A 16514-nucleotide genomic window follows, 5' to 3' on the forward strand; every position below is an offset into this window, starting at 1 on the left:
GTCATCAGCGAAAGGGCCCACCCATGTCCTCCACTTCCCTTCACATCGTCATCGCCGGCGCAGGTCCCGCAGCCCAGGCATTGGTGCGCCGATTGGCTGGCACGGCTGACACCAGGCTTCGCCCCTTCGCCGGCACCATCACGGTTCTCAGCAACCGCGACGACTGCCCGGAGTCCCTTCTGGAGCTCGCGGAACTTCCCCAGGTCTCTGTGCGCTTCGGACAGGCAGCGAGTTTCATTGATGCTGACGCCAAAGTTGTCACCACGGTGGACGGCATGGAGTTCACCTACGACCAATTGGTGATCGCCACGGGTTCGGCACCGGTTTTGCCTCCTGTGGACGGCGCCGACTCAGTCCTGAGCTACTCCACCATTGACGACGCCGCCCACATTGGTGAGGCCGTCAAGGACGTCGCCCGTGTTGTGGGCCGCAGGCCCTTGGGGATCCTCGTGGGCAATGGTCCAGCAGCGGGCCAGGCTGAAGCAGTACTGCGGGCACGTGGCGTCCGTCCGGTCCGGACCACCCTCCGGCCAACCGCCGTGGTTCCCTCGGGTGCCGACTCCGGGGTCTCCGGAGCAGCACTGCCTGCCACTGGAATCGTCTTTGAGGACGGCAGCAGCATGAAGGGCGACCTCGTGGTCCTCGCCGAAGAGCGGACTGCCCGCAACGACCTCGCCGAAAGTGCCGGCCTCCGGATAGCTTTCGACGGCGGGATAGCCGTCGGGCGCGACCTCGCCACCTCCGTCCCCTGCATTTGGGCGATCGGCGATGCCGCCTCCTGCGATGGTCTTCGCTTGGGGCTGCTCCTGTCTGCCGAGTCGTCCGCGATGCTGTGTGCTTCGGGCATGCTGTTGGGCAATGTGGGAAGCGAAGCACAGCCTGCTTTGGCCGCCTGATCAGGCATGCATGAGCAGCCGCTCATGAGGTACCTGCCCCGGCATACTCGTGTCCGGGCAAGGGCGGCGCCTTGGACTGGTAGCTGTGTCCGGTTGGTGTTTGGACGGTGAAAGTGTGGGGGGTTCCGGTGCCTGGGCCTCCGCGGCTGGCGGGAGCCATAGTGCCCGCCGTCGTTGCGGTCCAGCCGGGGTGTTCCTTGTTGTGGTTGCAGGCTTCGCAGAGCCCCGCGCCATTGTCCAGGCTGGTGGGCCCTCCTTGTTGCCACGGGACCACGTGGTCGATATGGCGGATGGGCGCGTCACAGTACGGGGTGCGGCAGGTATGGTCGCGGGTTTCGATGAATCGCCGGAGCCGTGGCGGGAAAAGTCTCGCTTTGGAGTCCGTAGTTAGCAGCTCCCCTGAGGCCGGGGCGGTATAAAGACGCCGTAGCCAGACTGCGTATTCAGTATCCCGCACGGGTGCTGCTGCCTGTGGCTCGGTTCCTGACTGACCGCCGCTGCTGTCCGTCGGCCTCTGCCTTGGCGGGTTTGGTCCTTGGCTGGGATTGGTGAGTTCCCGTGCCCAGTGTGCCGGGACGATGCCGTAGCCCTGGAGCCTGGCCGGTTCGGAGTCACCCTGGAACAGGGTACGGTCCGTCATGACGAGTTGGATCTCGACCCCGTTGATGCCACCGTGTTTGCCGGTGATGCGTTCGACCAAGGTATCGGCCATGACCTGGCCCCGGCCCCGCACCTCCCCACGCGGGCCGGGACCTGACCGGACAGTGTCCGCCGCCCGGGACAACGCTGCGTACACCGCAACCCCCTGGGCGGCCGGGAGCAGCGCGGTCAGGATCGTCATGGCATCCGGTGCCGGCCGCAGGCTCACGCTCCGGTCTGCCGCGGCACGGGCTGCACGGTTGGCCACCGAGCGGGGGTCGCGCCTGTACGCCGCGGCACGGGCCGCGGCGATGATGTCCTTGTCCCCGGCCCCATCGAACGTCCCGGTGTCGGGCGCGAGTTCGGCGTCCACCGAAGCCCGGTCCTCCACGGACAGGCACGCTGTTTCCTTCACGAGCAACATCGCCCGCCACTCGTTCAGCTGGCCCGCTTCCAAGGCGGCCATGGTGTGCGGCATCTCCAGTACCAACGCGTTCGCCAACCCCAAAAGACGCGATCCCCGGATTGGCGATTCCCGCCGCGCCAACGCCACTTCCGCCCCAACACCCAGGCCCCGCCCGGACACCGGAACCCCCGCCTCGGCCTCTTGAGCACGCTGGGCGGCATCGAAAGCCGCCGTGATCCTCGCCTGCAACGCGCAGATGGAAGACTTCATCTCCTCCAACGCCCGCAACTGAGCGATCAGCTCACCGCCGAGCTCGCCACAGGCTGTTCCCCGCTCCTCAACCGCACCAGCATCAGCAGCCTGGGCGGCACCAACCCCAGCCTCCAGCCCCTCCCGAATCCGTTCCATATCAACAACACTCCCAGCCACCCCCACACCCGGACAGCCACCAAACCACCTATGTGGAAAACCCCGCCAAAGCCCGGCACACCCCTAAAGAGCCCCACCAAACCACCCAGGGCAGATGTGGCAAGATGGTCCTTTGACGGGCAGTGACAACCCTGCGGCCACCGGGCCGGCCACGCCCTGCACGGAAGGATCCCATGAGCAACGAAGCCGTCGCCCCTGCAAACATCGCCTCCTACATCGACCACACACTGTTGAAGCCTGAGGCGAGCGAAGCCGACATCCTCAAGGTGTGCTCGGAGGCCGTGGAGTACCGGTTCAAGTCCGTGTGCGTGAACCCCGTGTGGGTCAAGACCGTCACCAAGGCACTCAAGGGCTCAGGCGTGTTGGCCTGTTCCGTGGTCGGCTTCCCTTTGGGCGCCACTCCCACCGACGTCAAGGCCTTCGAAGCCCGCGGTGCCGTGCTTGACGGCGCCGACGAAATCGACATGGTGATCAACATGGCTGCGGCCCGCGCCAACGACAAGGGCGCGCTGGTGGATGACATCAAGGCCGTGGCGGAGACTGTCCACGCCGGCGAGGCCATCCTGAAGGTCATCATCGAGACGTCGATGTTGACTGACGAGCAGAAGGTCATTGCCTGCGAAGCAGCCGTGGAAGCGGGCGCAGACTTCGTCAAGACCTCCACTGGATTCAATGGGGGCGGCGCCACGCCCGAGGACGTTGCCCTGATGCGCAAGACCGTAGGGCCGGACATTGGAGTGAAGGCGTCCGGCGGAGTGCGGTCCCTGGCCGATGCACAGGCTATGATTGCTGCTGGTGCAACACGTATCGGAGCGAGTTCCGGAATTGCCATCGTCAAGGGTGAACAGGGTTCATCCGCCTACTGAGGCTTCCGCAAAACCGCCACAGATTTTTGAGCCCCGCGGGGCCGAGGAGGAATGAATGTCCAAGAACGCCACAAGTGCCCCCATTGAAAAAGAGAACAATCTCGGCACAAGCATTGTCCTGTTCGTGGTCATGATCGTGCTCTTCCTGGGCGCCATCTACTCGCTCTCGTTCCTGAGCCTGGAAAACCCGTGGCCGATGGCCGTGTGCCTGGGCCTGTTTGCACTGGCCTTCTGGATCCCGCAGACCATTCTTGGTCGTTCGGATTCCGCCGGCGAAAGCTAAATCCTTCAAACGCAAAAATGGCCCGGGCACCCGCCCGGGCCATTTTTTCGACATCAGCCTGATAGCGGCCCGGGAGCGGCGGCTACCTCATCACCCAGGCAGCGGCGGCTACCTCATCACTCCACCCAAGGCCGCCAGGAATCCTGGCCAGTGGAGCTGCGCCAGCGTCCAGGCTGCGGCCCCCATCCCCACCATGGCGTATCCGCTGACGGGAATCAGGACGAGCCATTCTCGGCGCGAACCCGCTCGCCCGAGCAGCGGCAGGGAGAACGCCCCATTCGCGCGCCAGATTCCGCTGACCAAGGATTTTCGAAGGAATTTCGGTGGTTTGATGACAACGGGCCATAAAAGCGGCACACCACCAACGGTAATCATGTCCCCTACGATGTGCACCACCACGCCTGTGAGCATGGACAACGGAAGCCAACCCCATTGGTCCGGGGCGAACCAGGTCACCAGGCCGGCCATGACCAAGGCAAAGAGCCAGTTGGTGATCCAACCGGACTTCGGGAACAGGTTCAACGCCTTGGCGGCCAGGTTGATCATGAACATGCACAACAATCCGGCGCCCACGGAAAGCTTTCCCACTGGCGTCACCATCTGGAACTGTGCGGCCATCGCCGCGAGCACCACGAACGCGGACGCCCCCAGCAGCGAGTGCGTCCCTTGCCGGTGCCCGCCGCTGGCTTTCTCGATCCCCACTGCAATGACGTTGGATAGCGGCGGCAGTGAATTCGCGATGGTGCTGTGCCGGTGGTCCCAGTCGCAGACCAAGGCGGTGCCCGCCGTCGCCATGGCTCCGATCAGGATTCCCGTGGAATCCAAGGGGTACCAGCCCAGTGCGTAAGGGCCCGTCGAGGCAATAGCTATCCACGCCGCGGCTCCCGACGCGGCGTGGTGTCCTCCCATCATTCGCTTAGCCCGCCTTCACGGGCACATCGGCGAAGATCGCTTCAATGACGTTGTTGGCCCACTGGAGAATTTCGGCATCCTGCAGGTCCCTGCCGCCGATCCTGGCCGTCTTGGGCTTGGGAATCAGCACGGCGTCCAGGGCAGGCTTGACCTGCGATCCCGGGTACATGCGGTTCAGGCGCATGGTTTTGGACTCAGGCAGTTGCGCCGGTGAGAAGCGGATGAAATTGCCCTGGAGCGCGACGTCGGACAGCCCGGCTTCGCGGGCACCCACCCGGAAGCGGGCCACGGCTATGAGGTTTTGTGCCGGCAGCGGCGGCTCGCCGTAGCGGTCCACCAGTTCTGCGAGGACTTCGTCGATCGCTTCGTAGGTGACGGCGGCCGCGAGCTTGCGGTATGCCTCCAGGCGCAGCCTCTCCCCCGGAACGTAGTCGTGTGGCAGGTGTGCGTTGACGGGCAGCTCGATCTTCATCTCGGCGGCCTTCTCCTCGGCCTCACCGCGGTATTCTGCCACGGCCTCGCCCACCAGGCGTATGTAGAGGTCGAAGCCGACGCCTTGGATGTGGCCGGACTGTTCTCCACCGAGCAGGTTGCCCGCACCGCGGATTTCCAGGTCCTTCATGGCCAGCTGCATGCCGGCGCCGAGCTCGTTGTGCGCCGCCACGGCCTTGAGCCGTTCCAGCGCCACCTCGCCCAGCGGCTTCTCGGAGGGGTAGAGGAAGTAGGCGTAGGCGCGCTCACGTCCACGGCCAACACGGCCACGGAGCTGGTGCAGCTGTGAGAGGCCGTACTTGTCGGCGCCATCCACGATCAAGGTGTTGGCGTTGGAGATGTCCAGGCCGGTTTCGATGATGGTGGTGCACACCAGGACATCGAAGCGCTTCTCCCAGAAGTCCACAATGATCTTCTCCAGGCGGCTCTCGGACATCTGCCCGTGCGCTACCTCCACCCTCGCCTCAGGGACGAGTTCGCGGATCTGGGCGGCAATGCGCTCGATCGAGGACACGCGGTTGTGTACGAAGAAAACCTGTCCTTCGCGCATGAGTTCGCGGCGGATGGCAGCGGAGGTCTGCTTGTTCGTGAACGGCCCCACGTACGTCAGCACCGGGTGGCGTTCTTCCGGCGGCGTGGCAAGTGTGGATGTTTCCCGGATGCCGGTGAGGGACATTTCCAAGGTTCGCGGAATGGGTGTAGCGCTCATGGCCAGGACGTCCACGTTGGTGCGCATCTTCTTGAGCGCTTCCTTGTGCTCCACGCCGAAGCGCTGTTCCTCGTCCACAATGACCAGGCCCAGGTCCTTGAACTCGAAGTCCTTGGACAGAAGCCTGTGCGTACCGATCACGACATCCACGGCCCCGCTCTTGACGCCCTCGGCCGTTTCCTTGGCTTCCTTGCTGGATTGGAAGCGGGACAGCGGCTTGACCCGCAGCGGGAACCCCGAGAAGCGCTCAGTGAACGTCTCGTAGTGCTGCTGGGCCAACAGCGTTGTGGGCACCAGTACAGCCACCTGCTTGCCGTCCTGGACAGCCTTGAACGCCGCCCGGACAGCAATCTCGGTCTTGCCGTACCCAACGTCACCGGAGACCAGGCGGTCCATGGGAATTTCGCGCTCCATGTCTGCTTTGACCTCGTTGATGGTGGTCAGTTGGTCCGGAGTCTCCACATAGGGGAACGCTTCCTCAAGCTCGCGCTGCCACGGGGTGTCGGGCGCGAACGCGTGGCCGCGGGATGCCATGCGGGCCGAGTAGAGCCGGATCAGCTCGCCGGCGATCTCCTTGACGGCTTTGCGGGCTTTGGATTTGGTGCTGGCCCAATCGGCCCCACCCATTTTGCTCAGCGCGGGAGTATCGCCACCGACATAGCGGGTTACCTGATCAAGCTGGTCTGTCGGTACGAACAAGCGGTCGCCCGGGGCGCCGCGCTTGGAGGGTGCATATTCCAGCACCAGATACTCGCGCAGGCCCGCATCGGACGACGACGTCCCGGTCACCTTGCGCTGGATGAGTTCGACGAACCGGCCGATTCCGTGCTGTTCGTGGACAACGAAGTCCCCTGCGTGCAACTGCAGCGGGTCCACTGCATTCCGCCGCTTGGAAGGCATGCGCCGCATGTCCTTCGTGGAACTGGCCGTTGCACGGCCCAGGAGGTCCGCTTCCGTCAGCAGGCCCAGTTTGAGGCCGTCCAGGACAAAACCGCGTCCGACGGCGGCAGTGGTCACCTCGATGATGCCCGGCTGCGGTTCGTGATCCAAGGACTCGACGCGGGAACACGGAATGTCGGCATCGTGGAACAACTCGGCAAGGCGCTGGGCGGGACCGGGACCGTCCGTGACCACCACAACACGCCACTGCTCACGGACACGGGAGCCGATGAATTCCAGCATCTCGGCAACATCGCCCTGATAGCCGCGGGGTTCGCGGGCACGCATGTTCAGCACGTCGATATCAAGGACCAGGTCCTCATCCGAGGCCAGGGAGGTAATGGACCACCAGGACACGCCGTGTGCCAGCGCGGACGAGCGTGTGTCCGTGAGCGAGCGGAAACTGGCGGCGTGCAGGTCCGTTGATGCCTGGGACGACAGGTCCAGTGGCGCCGCACCGCCGTCGGACGCCGTTGACCAAGCCGCCTCGAGGAACTCTTCGTTGGTCGCCGCGAGGTCGTGCGCGCGGGTGCGCACCTTCTCCGGTTCGATCACCACGGAAAGGGAGCCGGCCGGGAGCTGGTCCACGAACGGCACCATGGCATCCACCAGCACGGGCGCCAGGGATTCCATGCCCTCGACCGCGATGCCCCCGGCTATCTTCTCCAGCATGTCGGCCGCGGCGGGCATGTCCGCCTTCAGCTTGGCAGCGCGGGACATCACGGACGGGGTGATCAGGATTTCCCGGCACGGCGGGGCGTGCAGCTCCGTGGGGTGATGAACTCCGGGCGCGGACAGCGAGCGCTGGTCGGCCACGGCGAACCAGCGCATCTGGTCCACCTCGTCGCCGAAGAACTCAACACGGATGGGGTGGTCTTCCGTAGGCGGGAAGACATCGAGGATGCCGCCGCGGACGGCGAATTCGCCACGGTGGGTCACCATGTCGACGCGCGCGTAGGCGGCATCCGACAAAGCCCGGACAACCTCCGTGAAGGAGCGCTCCTGGCCCACCTGAAGCGTCACGGGAACCAGGTCCCCCAGCCCGGCCACGATGGGCTGGACCACTGCGCGGACTGGAGCCACCACCACACGCAGCGGGGCCGCCGTCGAGGTTTCAGGGTGCGTGAGGCGCCGCAGGACCGAGAGCCGGCGGCCAACGGTGTCCGAGCGCGGCGAGAGCCGCTCATGCGGGAGGGTTTCCCAGCTGGGGAACGCGGCCACGGAGTCTGCGGGGAGATAGGAGCACAGTGCTGCGGCGAGGTCTTCGGCTTCCCTGCCGGTGGCGGTGACTGCGAGGACCACCGGAGCGCCCGCGTCACCGGCACCGGATTCGGCCAAGGCATCTGCCATCTCGGCAATCAGGACGGCCCGCATCCCTGTGGGCGCGCTGATCTGGTAGTCGCTGTTGCGGTCGGTGAACGGCCGCTGCGCCTCGGTTCGAACGCGCGCAAAAGTCTTGTCCTCCGCCAGTGCGCGGCGCAGACCGTTGAGGCTCATGGCAGAAACTCCTAGGGTGGGTCCAAGGGCAGGCAACACAAATGCCCGGAAATTCAGATGAATGCCGGGTCATTCCAGCCTACCTCCACCCCAGCCCCAGGAGTTCCTTTGCAGCCTTCGGAAGCTACGCATTCCAACACCCCGCGCCACTCCAAGTCAGTGCTGGTGACCGGCGCCACCGGCTACATCGGCGGGCGCCTGGTCCCTCGCCTCCTTGAGGCTGGCCACCAGGTCAAAGTCCTGGTCCGCACTCCCCAAAAGATCGCCGACGTTCCCTGGCATGACGACGTCGAGATCGTTGAGAACAGCTTGTCCGACGCCGATGGCCTCACCGATGCGCTGCAGGGCGTTGACGTCCTGTATTACCTGGTCCATTCCATGGCCTCGGGCAGTGGCTTCGAAGCAAAGGAAGAGGCAATGGCCCGTTTGGTGGCGGGGGCGGCGTCGCAAGCCGGAGTGGGCAGGATCGTCTACCTCGGCGGACTGCATCCGGAAAACACGGAACTTTCCACGCACATGCGTTCCCGCGAAACCGTGGGCAAGGTGTTCCTGCAGTCCGGCGTGGACTCCATCGTGTTCCAGGCCGGCGTGGTGATCGGTTCTGGTTCTGCCTCGTTCGAGATGATCCGGCACCTGGCCGACACCCTGCCGGTCATGCCCGCACCCAGTTGGGTCAACAACCGGATCGAAGCCATCGCGGTACGGGACGTGCTGCATTACCTCGTGGCCGCGGCCTCGCTTCCGGACAAGCTGAACCGCTCCTTCGATATCGGCTCCCGCGACGTCCTGAAATACAAGGAAATGATGAACGAGTACGCCGTGGAGCGCGGGCTTCCCCGGCGGTTGGTGATCGCCCTTCCTGTTCCTGCGCCCAAACTGGCCGGCTTGTGGGTAGCGCTGGTGACGCCCATTCCGCTGTCCATGTCCCTGCCGTTGGTGCAGTCGCTCCAGCACGACGCTGTGTCGCGGGAGCACGACGTCGACCGTTACATCAAGCAGCCCGACGGCGGCCTGACCTCCTACCGCCGCGCCGTTGCGTTGGCGCTGGGCAAGGAACGGGACGGGCAGGTGGAGACTACCTGGGCCAACGCCGGAATCGACGCCGACCCCCTCCCCAGCGACCCCGACTGGGCCGGTTACAAAGTGTTCCTGGACGAAAGGACCTTCCACAGCGAGGCAAAGCCAGAGTACGTGTGGAGGATCATCGAGGGCATCGGCGGCAAGAACGGCTGGTACTCGCTGCCCCTGGCATGGAAGGTGCGGGGGTGGCTGGACAAGCTTCAGGGTGGCGCGGGACTCCTGCGGGGCCGGCGGCACCCCAAGACACTGAACGCCGGCGAGGTTGTGGACTGGTGGCGGGTTGAGGCCATCGACCGGGGCCACCTGCTGCGGTTGCGTGCCGAAATGCGCGCACCTGGCGGCGCGTGGCTTGAACTGGGCGTGGAGCCGGACGGTGACGGCAGCCTGTACAAGCAGCGCGCCATCTTCTTCCCGCGTGGGCTGGCAGGAAGGCTTTATTGGCTGGGCGTCTACCCATTCCACGGATTCATCTTCCCGTCGATGGCCCGCAACATCTCCGCCGCTGCCACCGCCCTCCAGGAAGAGGCCGGTTCCAGTGTGTCCACCCGGACACCGTAGGATGTTGGGAGCTAAAAAGCTTCACCACCACCATCCACGGAGGACCCATGGCCCTGAGTGCATCCACCACCCTGCCCCACAGCGTTGACCGCGTAGCGGCCGTCTTTGTCGACGAGGATTTCCTGCGCCACACGAGCGAATACGTGGGCGGCTCGCTGGAATCGTTCACCGTTGACGGCGACACCGCCGGCGCTTTCACCACCACCACCGTCCGGACGCTGCCCACCACGCGCCTGCCGGAAATCGCCCGCAAGTTCGTTGGCGAGACCCTGAAGGTAACCCAGACCGAGGAGTGGGAAGCTCCTGCTGCGGACGGCTCACGCGCCAGCAAGATCGCGCTGAAGATCGCCGGCGCCCCGCTGGACGTCACCGCAGTCCAGCGCCTCGTCGCTGAAGGCGGCAACACCCGGATCGAGCTCGAGGGCAACGTGACCTCCTCGGTTCCGTTCCTCGGGGGCAAGATCGCCGACGCCGCAGAGCCGATGGTTGGCAAAGCCCTGGGCATCCAGTCGCAGCAGGCGCAGGCCTGGCTCGAAAGCCACTAGCATGCAGATTCCCGCAATCCTTGCGGTGGTCCTGATCGTGGCCGGCGTCTGGTCACTGGCTGTGTGGCCGCAGTTCCTCAAGCGCGTCATGAAGGACCCCCGGGCCCGCGACGCTGCCGGGAAGGCCACCAAGTTCCTGACGGTACACGTCGTCCTGGTCACCATCTCCATGGTGCTGGGGCTCGCGACGGCGGTCATCGGGATCGCGGGCCTCGTCGCCTAAGTTTCACCCAACTGGGTCGCAGTTCACGTCGTTCTGAGCGCTGGGAACGACCTGATCTGCGACCTGGTTGGGTAGGATGGACAGTGGTGTGCCGGGAAGTCTGGTCGGCGGAGTTTTTGACGTACCCGCCCACCGTTAGGAGCCCCCGTGGCCCAGCAGCCCCCCGCATCGCCCTCCGGCAAAGTCTTTTCCCGCTCCAGCTACCCCGAGTACCGCCGGATCCTCTCGATCCTGCGCACGGAAACCGTTGGCGGCGCTCTTCTCCTGGCAGCAACGCTTATCGCCCTGATCTGGGCCAACTCCCCAGCCGCCGACGGCTACTTTTCCCTCCGCGACCTCAAGCTCGGCTTCGAACCCTGGCATCTTGAGCTGAGCCTGGGGCATTGGGCCTCCGACGGCCTGCTCGCGGTTTTCTTCTTCCTGGCCGGCCTTGAGCTCAAACGTGAATTCGTGGCCGGGGAACTCCGGAAACCAGCCAGGGCAGTCGTCCCTGTGGCGGCCGCGATCGGCGGCGTGGTGATTCCTGCCCTGATCTTCGTCCTGTTCAACGCGGGATCTCCGGAGACGCTCAAAGGTTGGGCGATCCCCACGGCCACCGACATCGCGTTCGCCCTGGCGGTCCTGGCCGTCATCAACACCCACCTCCCCGCCGCGCTCCGGACGTTCCTCCTGACCCTTGCCGTGGTGGATGACCTCATCGCGATAGGCATCATTGCCTTCTTCTATTCCACCGGGCTGCAACCGCTGATGCTGCTGGCCGCCCTGGTTCCTTTGGCCCTCTTCACGTTCCTGGTGCAGAAGCGGGTCCGCAGCTGGTACTTACTGGTTCCCCTGGCCTTGGCCACGTGGGCATTCGTCCACGCGTCCGGCATCCATGCCACGGTTGCTGGTGTCCTTCTGGGCTTCGCCGTGCCGGTGTTCGCCAGCGGGAAGAAGAACGAGCCCGCCGAAGGGCTGGCCGAACACTTTGAACACCGGCTGCGCCCGTTCTCTGCAGGTTTCGCCGTTCCCGCTTTCGCCTTCTTCTCCGCCGGGGTGGCCCTGGGCGGGCTGGACGGAATGGGCGCGGCGTTGCGGGATCCTGTGGCCGTGGGCATCGTCGCGGCCCTGGTGGTGGGCAAGGCCGTTGGTGTCTTTGGCACTACGTTCCTGGTCACCAAAACCACCCGTGCCAGCCTGGACTCAAGCATCGCGTGGATCGACCTGTTCGGCCTGGCGTTGTTGGCTGGCATCGGATTCACCGTTTCCCTGCTCATCGGGGAGTTGAGTTTCGGTGCTGGTTCGGCCTACAACGATCACGCCAAGGTGGCCATCCTGGCAGGTTCGCTGATCTCGGCGCTGCTGGCCGCCGTCGTGCTTAAGGCCCGGAACCGGCGATACCGGCAGGTGCAGGCGGATGAAGAACGGGACGACGACGGCGATGGCGTGCCTGACGTCTTTGCCCGCGCCTGATGGTGAGGTGCTCCGCTCCAGGCTACGCGGTGGCTTGGTTCAGCGCGTCCTCAGCAGCGACCCAGGAGATCATGGCGCACTTGACGCGGGCGGCGTAGCGGGCCACCCCTTCGAAGGCCGCGGCGTCACCGAGGATCTCGGGGTCTGCCTGCACCTTGCCGCGCGAACGCAGGACCTCCCGGAAGTTGTCGATGACCGAGTGCAGTTCCGTCACGGACATCCCCTCCCCCAACTCGCTGAGCACGGAGGCCGATGCCATGGAAATGGAGCAGCCTGCGCCGTCCCAGCTGATCTGCTGTACGGTTCCGTCCGCAACGGCGAGCCGCAGCGTCACTTCGTCCCCGCAGACGGGGTTCAGCTGGTGGGATTGACCTGTCGAGGCGCCCGCGGGAGCGTCTGTTTCTGCCAGGCCGCTGCCGTGCCGCTGCTTGGAGTGGTCAAGGATTATCTGCTGGTAAAGCTGGTCAAGACTCATAATGCCCGTTTCTTCGAATAAGTCGTTGTGTCAGGCCTGGAAGTAGGCCCGTACGCCCGAAACGGCGTCGAGGAAGGCGTCGACGTCGTCCGTGGTGTTGTAGAGGTAGGTGCTCGCCCGGGTGGTGGCCGTCAGGCCGAGGCGGCGGTGCAGCGGCTGGGCGCAGTGGTGGCCGACGCGGACGGCGATGCCGCGGTCGTCAAGGAACTGCCCGACGTCGTGGGCGTGTACTCCGGCGACGTCGAACGCTGCCAGGCCAATCCGTTCAGCACCCGCAGCGGGACCCACGACGCGAATGCCCTCGATGCTTTCAAGGCCCTTGACCAGGCGCTGGCCCAGGGTCGCTTCCCAAGCATGGATGCGGTCGATGCCCGTCTCGGCCAGGTAGTTGACGGCGGTCGCCAGTGCCACAGCCTGGGAGATGCGCTGCGTTCCGGCCTCGAACCGCTGCGGCGCGGGCAGGTATTCCGCGCGTTCCATGGTGACAGTGGTGATCATGGAACCGCCGGTGAGGAACGGCGGCAGGACATCAAGGAGCTCCTGCTTGCCGTAAAGGACGCCCACACCGGTGGGAGCGAGCATCTTGTGCCCGGAAAACACTGCGAAGTCGACGTCGAGCTTCTTCACGTCCACAGCCATGTGGGGAACGGACTGGCAGGCGTCCAGCACCACCAGGGCCCCCACCCGTCGAGCCAGCGCCACGAGTTCCGGCACAGGATTGATGGTGCCAAGGACGTTCGAAGCATGTGTGAACGCCAGGAGTCGGGTCCGGCTTCCGATGATGTCCGCAGCAGCATCAAGGCGGAGCGCGCCGTCGTCGCTGATCGGGATGTACTTCAGAGTTGCCCCGGTCCGGAAGGCGAGTTCCTGCCAGGGAATCAGGTTTGCGTGGTGCTCCATCTCGGTGACCACGATTTCGTCACCGGGGCCGATCGCAAGGTCCTTGAGAGCCGGGCCGCCGCGTCCCTGCGCCGCCCATAAAGCCGCGTTGGACAGGGCGTAGCTGACGAGGTTCAGTCCTTCGGTGGCGTTGGAGGTCCACACGGTTTCCTCGTACTGCGCACCAATGAAGTCCGCTACAGTCTGGCGGGCGTCCTCGAAAGCCTCCGTCGCTTCGACGGCCAGGTGATGGGCGCCGCGGTGCACGGCGGCATTGCGTTGCTCGTAGAACTCCTGCTCGGCCTCGATGACACTGAGCGGATTCTGCGAGGTAGCGCCGGAATCGAGGTAGATCAGGGGCTTTCCGTTGACCAGCTGATCCAGGACAGGGAAGTCGTTCCGGATCCGCAACACCTCCTCGTTGTCCATGGCATGCACGGACTGTTGCAATGAGGCGGGAGTTGATACGGCAGTCAAGGGGCGCTCCTTGGGAATCCTTCAGGGACTCCTCATTATCCCACGCAGGTCCGGATCGGGCAGTGTGCCGTACAGCACGTCAGTTGCCCGCCCGCCCCGGGACCCAGCCCGGCGGCGGCACGGCCTCACCCTCGACGACGCCGCGCAGCCGTTCACCAAGCACCGATACCCGGCGTGCCGCGGCCTTGCGTGCCTTGGCTTGATACCCGGCAGCCGCCCGGGCGTAGCAGCGGGCGGCATGCGCGAACTGCCGGTCCGCAGACAATGAACGCCCTGCCGTCTCAAGCGACTTGGGCTCGTCCTCCAGCAGGGCAGCAGCAAAGGTCCGCAGCGCCGCACCAGCGGCACCGTCGACGTCGGATGCCGCGGCCGCCAAGCGGCTCAGGATGGCCTGATCGTCGACGGCGGTACTGCTTGCGTTGAGCGCCAGGAGGGAGAGCGCCTCAGCTTCGAGCAACACGCTTCCCTCCTCATGGAATTGTTCTGCGAGCGCCAGCAGGTGTCCGGATGTGCCGGATGCAACGTCCCGGGCTGCGGCGATGTAAAGGGCGCTGATCCGGGGCAGAAGGCCGGATGGCTTCACGCTGTCCAGGGCTTGGGCGCTTTGCGTGGCCCGTTCCATGGCCCGGCCGGGGTTTCCGCGCAGCGCTTCGCAGTAGGCCATCATGGCCGCAGCCAGCGAACGCACAGGCGGCAGGCCGGCGTCGGACAGTTCTGCCAGCACGGCCTCCAAGGTGCCGTACGCTGCCCGCGGGAGGCCTTGGCTGAGCTCGGTGTAGGCCCGTGCCGCCTCCGAACATTCGGCCACGTGGGCGGGCACGTTGTAGGCGGAATACTTCAGGAGCGGGCCCAAGGTGCCCCATGCCAGATTGTGACGCAGGCAGATGACGTGGCGGAGAAGAACGCCCGGGCGGAAGGTTTCCAAGGAGGGATCGTTGCCTACGGTTTTCATTCCCTGGGTGGTCTTCGCCAACGCCTCCACGGCGGCACCGGACTGCAGCAGGCGCTCGGCTTCACGCACGTTTTCCGTGATCAGGGCAGCGGGCCCGGCGGCCCTGCCCTCTGCCAGCGAGTCACCGGGGACCGCACCCAACAGCTCCAATGCCATCAGCCGGGCACCGGCGTCGGCCTTTACTTCCTCCGGACTGCCCGCTGCGGCCAGGCGACGCAGAACCGGCGTGGCTTCGGAAAGCCTGCCCTCGGCAATCAAGGCGCGCACCCTCAGCATTCCTGCTTCATCCGAGTGATCCGGGGCCTTCACTGCTGCGGCGGCTTTGAGGGCCAGTTCAGCGGTGGAGGGACGGTCGGCGGCGGGCGCGGCGGCCAGGAGGAGTTCGTCGGCCTGGCTGACGCCGCAGTCCAGGGTCCAGGTCATCCAACGCACCAGGCTCGGGGCTGTCTCAGGGGTAAGGCCGGGTTCCTCGATCTGCTGGTGGAGGGCAAGGCTGCGGGACGGTGGGACAGCGAGCCGGGTACCCTCGCCCCTCAGCCACGATCCCATGCGGACCATCGGAGGCCAGCCCGGCAACAGCCTGATGTGCCGGTCCGCCAAGAGGTTTTCCAGGACCTTCTGGCCATAGTGGCGTTCCACGACCTCGGCGGGGAGCGGCTCGGACAATGCGATCAGCTCGAGGGCCAGCCTCTCCTCCGGCGGACGGCTATCGTTCTCGGCCCGTACATGCTCCACTACCCGGGGCCAGTCGCAGTGGGCCCGGGTATCGATCATCCAATAGCCTTCCCGCTGCACCAGGAGGCCTGCGCGACGCGCATCCTCTACGGCAAGGCAAAGTATCCCCACGTTGAAACCGCTCATTGCTGCAAGAAGGCTGCTGGCGCGTCGTTGCACCTTGCCACCGAGAAGAGTCACGCACAAAGCGTGGGCCTCCATGAGGGTGAATGGCGGGAGGAGGAATTGCTCCACGAAGCCGTCTTCCCAGAGTTGATACAGGTCCTGCGGGAGTGGGCGGCGGCTGTCTGCAGTGGCTACAAGTTTGGCCCCGAAACCTGGGATGAGCTGGAGCAGCACGCCAAGCGAGGCCGGGTCTACGTAGTGGATGTCGTCCACCAGCACCACCAGTTGGGGCTTTGCGGGCTGGTTGTGCTGTTTGCTGCGTCGCCGTGCGGTGGGGGCCGAGTACAGGTAGCTGGCCGGTCCGAGCGTGCGGGTGAGCGCGCGGAAGACGTGCAGTCCAGGCAGCAGGCCCTCGTTGGTTCCGGCATCAAGGCCGGCCCCCAGGACTCGTGCACCCACGCCTGTGCCCGGCCCACCGGTACCCAACACACCTGCCCCTGAACGCAGGACGCCGTAGTCGGTGGCTTTCAGGTCCAGGCTTCCGGCAAAGGTCCTGACATCCATCGTCTCGGGGAGTCCGGCTTTGAGCGAGAGCAACAAGTGGCTCTTGCCGGAGCCTTTGTCTCCTGCGACCACGATGCCGCTGGTGGAGGGTGACCGTACGGTCGAGAGGACGAATTCCAGCAACTGTGCCCTGTCCGGGAGTGCCGGGGATCGCAGCCTGGCTGGGACGGTGTCTTCGTCCAGCCAAGGGTCCGGCAGCATGCACACTCCAATAGCAGCAGTCCCATGTCCGGGAAGTTTTTGTTTCCGCGATTCGCGGGGTCCCTGGCTTAGAAGCCGGCGGCGGCTGGGGGGAGAGTCTCGGTCTCAGAAGACTCTGTCGCCGCCGGCTTCGTTCAGGGCCGGACCACCTTCCGGTGGCCGGGGCATCGGCTGAAGAGACCACCGATGCGATTGATGCG

At 65.4% G+C, this 16514-nt stretch carries 13 protein-coding genes; 7 read left to right on the forward strand and 6 right to left on the reverse strand.

Features of this window, described 5'->3' with window-relative positions; translation table 11 throughout:
- Positions 1-23 precede the first annotated feature (23 nt).
- Entirely contained in the window at positions 24-896 is an 873-nt protein-coding gene (locus tag AB0N72_RS05255; protein WP_363929912.1) for an FAD-dependent oxidoreductase, read from the forward strand.
- A 22-nt stretch (positions 897-918) separates the two neighbouring features.
- On the opposite strand, the gene AB0N72_RS05260 is transcribed toward AB0N72_RS05255, so the two are convergent.
- Positions 919-2349: a DUF222 domain-containing protein gene (locus AB0N72_RS05260; RefSeq protein ID WP_363929913.1), complete on the reverse strand. Its 1431-nt coding sequence runs from the start codon at positions 2347-2349 to the stop codon at positions 919-921.
- Positions 2350-2543: 194 nt separating this feature from the next.
- Here AB0N72_RS05260 and deoC point away from each other — a divergent pair, with 194 nt between their 5' ends.
- Complete coding sequence (gene deoC, locus AB0N72_RS05265) at positions 2544-3236, forward strand: deoxyribose-phosphate aldolase (RefSeq protein WP_363929914.1); 693 nt, start codon at positions 2544-2546, stop codon at positions 3234-3236.
- Positions 3237-3291: 55 nt separating this feature from the next.
- Positions 3292-3519, forward strand: coding sequence for a hypothetical protein (locus AB0N72_RS05270; RefSeq protein WP_363929915.1), 228 nt, complete (start codon positions 3292-3294; stop codon positions 3517-3519).
- A gap of 108 nt (positions 3520-3627) precedes the next feature.
- Here the strand turns inward: AB0N72_RS05270 and AB0N72_RS05275 are convergent, their stop codons facing one another.
- On the reverse strand, positions 3628-4431 hold the full coding sequence (locus tag AB0N72_RS05275; protein ID WP_363929916.1) for a metal-dependent hydrolase: 804 nt from the start codon (positions 4429-4431) through the stop codon (positions 3628-3630).
- 4 nt (positions 4432-4435) lie between these two features.
- Positions 4436-8068, reverse strand: a complete 3633-nt coding sequence (gene mfd, locus AB0N72_RS05280; protein ID WP_363929917.1) for a transcription-repair coupling factor — start codon at positions 8066-8068, stop codon at positions 4436-4438.
- Positions 8069-8176: 108 nt separating this feature from the next.
- Between mfd and AB0N72_RS05285 the strand changes: the two genes are divergently transcribed.
- From AB0N72_RS05285 to nhaA, 4 genes are all read left to right on the forward strand, one after another.
- Positions 8177-9706 (forward strand): SDR family oxidoreductase, encoded by a 1530-nt coding sequence (locus tag AB0N72_RS05285; protein WP_363929918.1) that lies wholly within the window; start codon positions 8177-8179, stop codon positions 9704-9706.
- A 47-nt stretch (positions 9707-9753) separates the two neighbouring features.
- Positions 9754-10251 (forward strand): DUF2505 domain-containing protein, encoded by a 498-nt coding sequence (locus AB0N72_RS05290; RefSeq protein WP_363929919.1) that lies wholly within the window; start codon positions 9754-9756, stop codon positions 10249-10251.
- A 1-nt stretch (position 10252) separates the two neighbouring features.
- Positions 10253-10474: an SCO4848 family membrane protein gene (locus AB0N72_RS05295; protein WP_018777351.1), complete on the forward strand. Its 222-nt coding sequence runs from the start codon at positions 10253-10255 to the stop codon at positions 10472-10474.
- A 147-nt stretch (positions 10475-10621) separates the two neighbouring features.
- Entirely contained in the window at positions 10622-11926 is a 1305-nt protein-coding gene (gene nhaA, locus AB0N72_RS05300; protein ID WP_363929920.1) for a Na+/H+ antiporter NhaA, read from the forward strand.
- A 22-nt stretch (positions 11927-11948) separates the two neighbouring features.
- On the opposite strand, the gene sufU is transcribed toward nhaA, so the two are convergent.
- The 3 genes from sufU to AB0N72_RS05315 all read right to left on the reverse strand — a co-directional run bounded on the left by sufU (position 11949) and on the right by AB0N72_RS05315 (position 16314).
- Positions 11949-12401, reverse strand: coding sequence for a Fe-S cluster assembly sulfur transfer protein SufU (gene sufU, locus AB0N72_RS05305; protein WP_363929921.1), 453 nt, complete (start codon positions 12399-12401; stop codon positions 11949-11951).
- Between the two features lie 30 nt (positions 12402-12431).
- Positions 12432-13757 carry a cysteine desulfurase gene (locus AB0N72_RS05310; protein WP_363929922.1) on the reverse strand — a complete coding sequence of 442 codons (1326 nt, stop codon included), beginning with the start codon at positions 13755-13757 and terminating at the stop codon, positions 12432-12434.
- A 79-nt stretch (positions 13758-13836) separates the two neighbouring features.
- Positions 13837-16314 carry an ATP-binding protein gene (locus AB0N72_RS05315; RefSeq protein WP_363929923.1) on the reverse strand — a complete coding sequence of 826 codons (2478 nt, stop codon included), beginning with the start codon at positions 16312-16314 and terminating at the stop codon, positions 13837-13839.
- Between the last annotated feature and the right edge of the window lie 200 nt (positions 16315-16514).

Source organism: Paenarthrobacter sp. NPDC089307, from assembly GCF_040685055.1.
GTDB lineage: Bacteria > Actinomycetota > Actinomycetes > Actinomycetales > Micrococcaceae > Arthrobacter.

Bases quoted from the DNA above. Each gene is read 5' to 3' on its own strand.
- AB0N72_RS05255 (WP_363929912.1), top strand. From the start codon at position 24: ATGTCCTCCACTTCCCTTCACATCGTCATCGCCGGCGCAGGTCCCGCA.
- AB0N72_RS05260 (WP_363929913.1), bottom strand. From the start codon at position 2,349: ATGGAACGGATTCGGGAGGGGCTGGAGGCTGGGGTTGGTGCCGCCCAG.
- deoC (WP_363929914.1), top strand. From the start codon at position 2,544: ATGAGCAACGAAGCCGTCGCCCCTGCAAACATCGCCTCCTACATCGAC.
- AB0N72_RS05270 (WP_363929915.1), top strand. From the start codon at position 3,292: ATGTCCAAGAACGCCACAAGTGCCCCCATTGAAAAAGAGAACAATCTC.
- AB0N72_RS05275 (WP_363929916.1), bottom strand. From the start codon at position 4,431: ATGATGGGAGGACACCACGCCGCGTCGGGAGCCGCGGCGTGGATAGCT.
- mfd (WP_363929917.1), bottom strand. From the start codon at position 8,068: ATGAGCCTCAACGGTCTGCGCCGCGCACTGGCGGAGGACAAGACTTTT.
- AB0N72_RS05290 (WP_363929919.1), top strand. From the start codon at position 9,754: ATGGCCCTGAGTGCATCCACCACCCTGCCCCACAGCGTTGACCGCGTA.
- AB0N72_RS05295 (WP_018777351.1), top strand. From the start codon at position 10,253: ATGCAGATTCCCGCAATCCTTGCGGTGGTCCTGATCGTGGCCGGCGTC.
- sufU (WP_363929921.1), bottom strand. From the start codon at position 12,401: ATGAGTCTTGACCAGCTTTACCAGCAGATAATCCTTGACCACTCCAAG.
- AB0N72_RS05315 (WP_363929923.1), bottom strand. From the start codon at position 16,314: ATGCTGCCGGACCCTTGGCTGGACGAAGACACCGTCCCAGCCAGGCTG.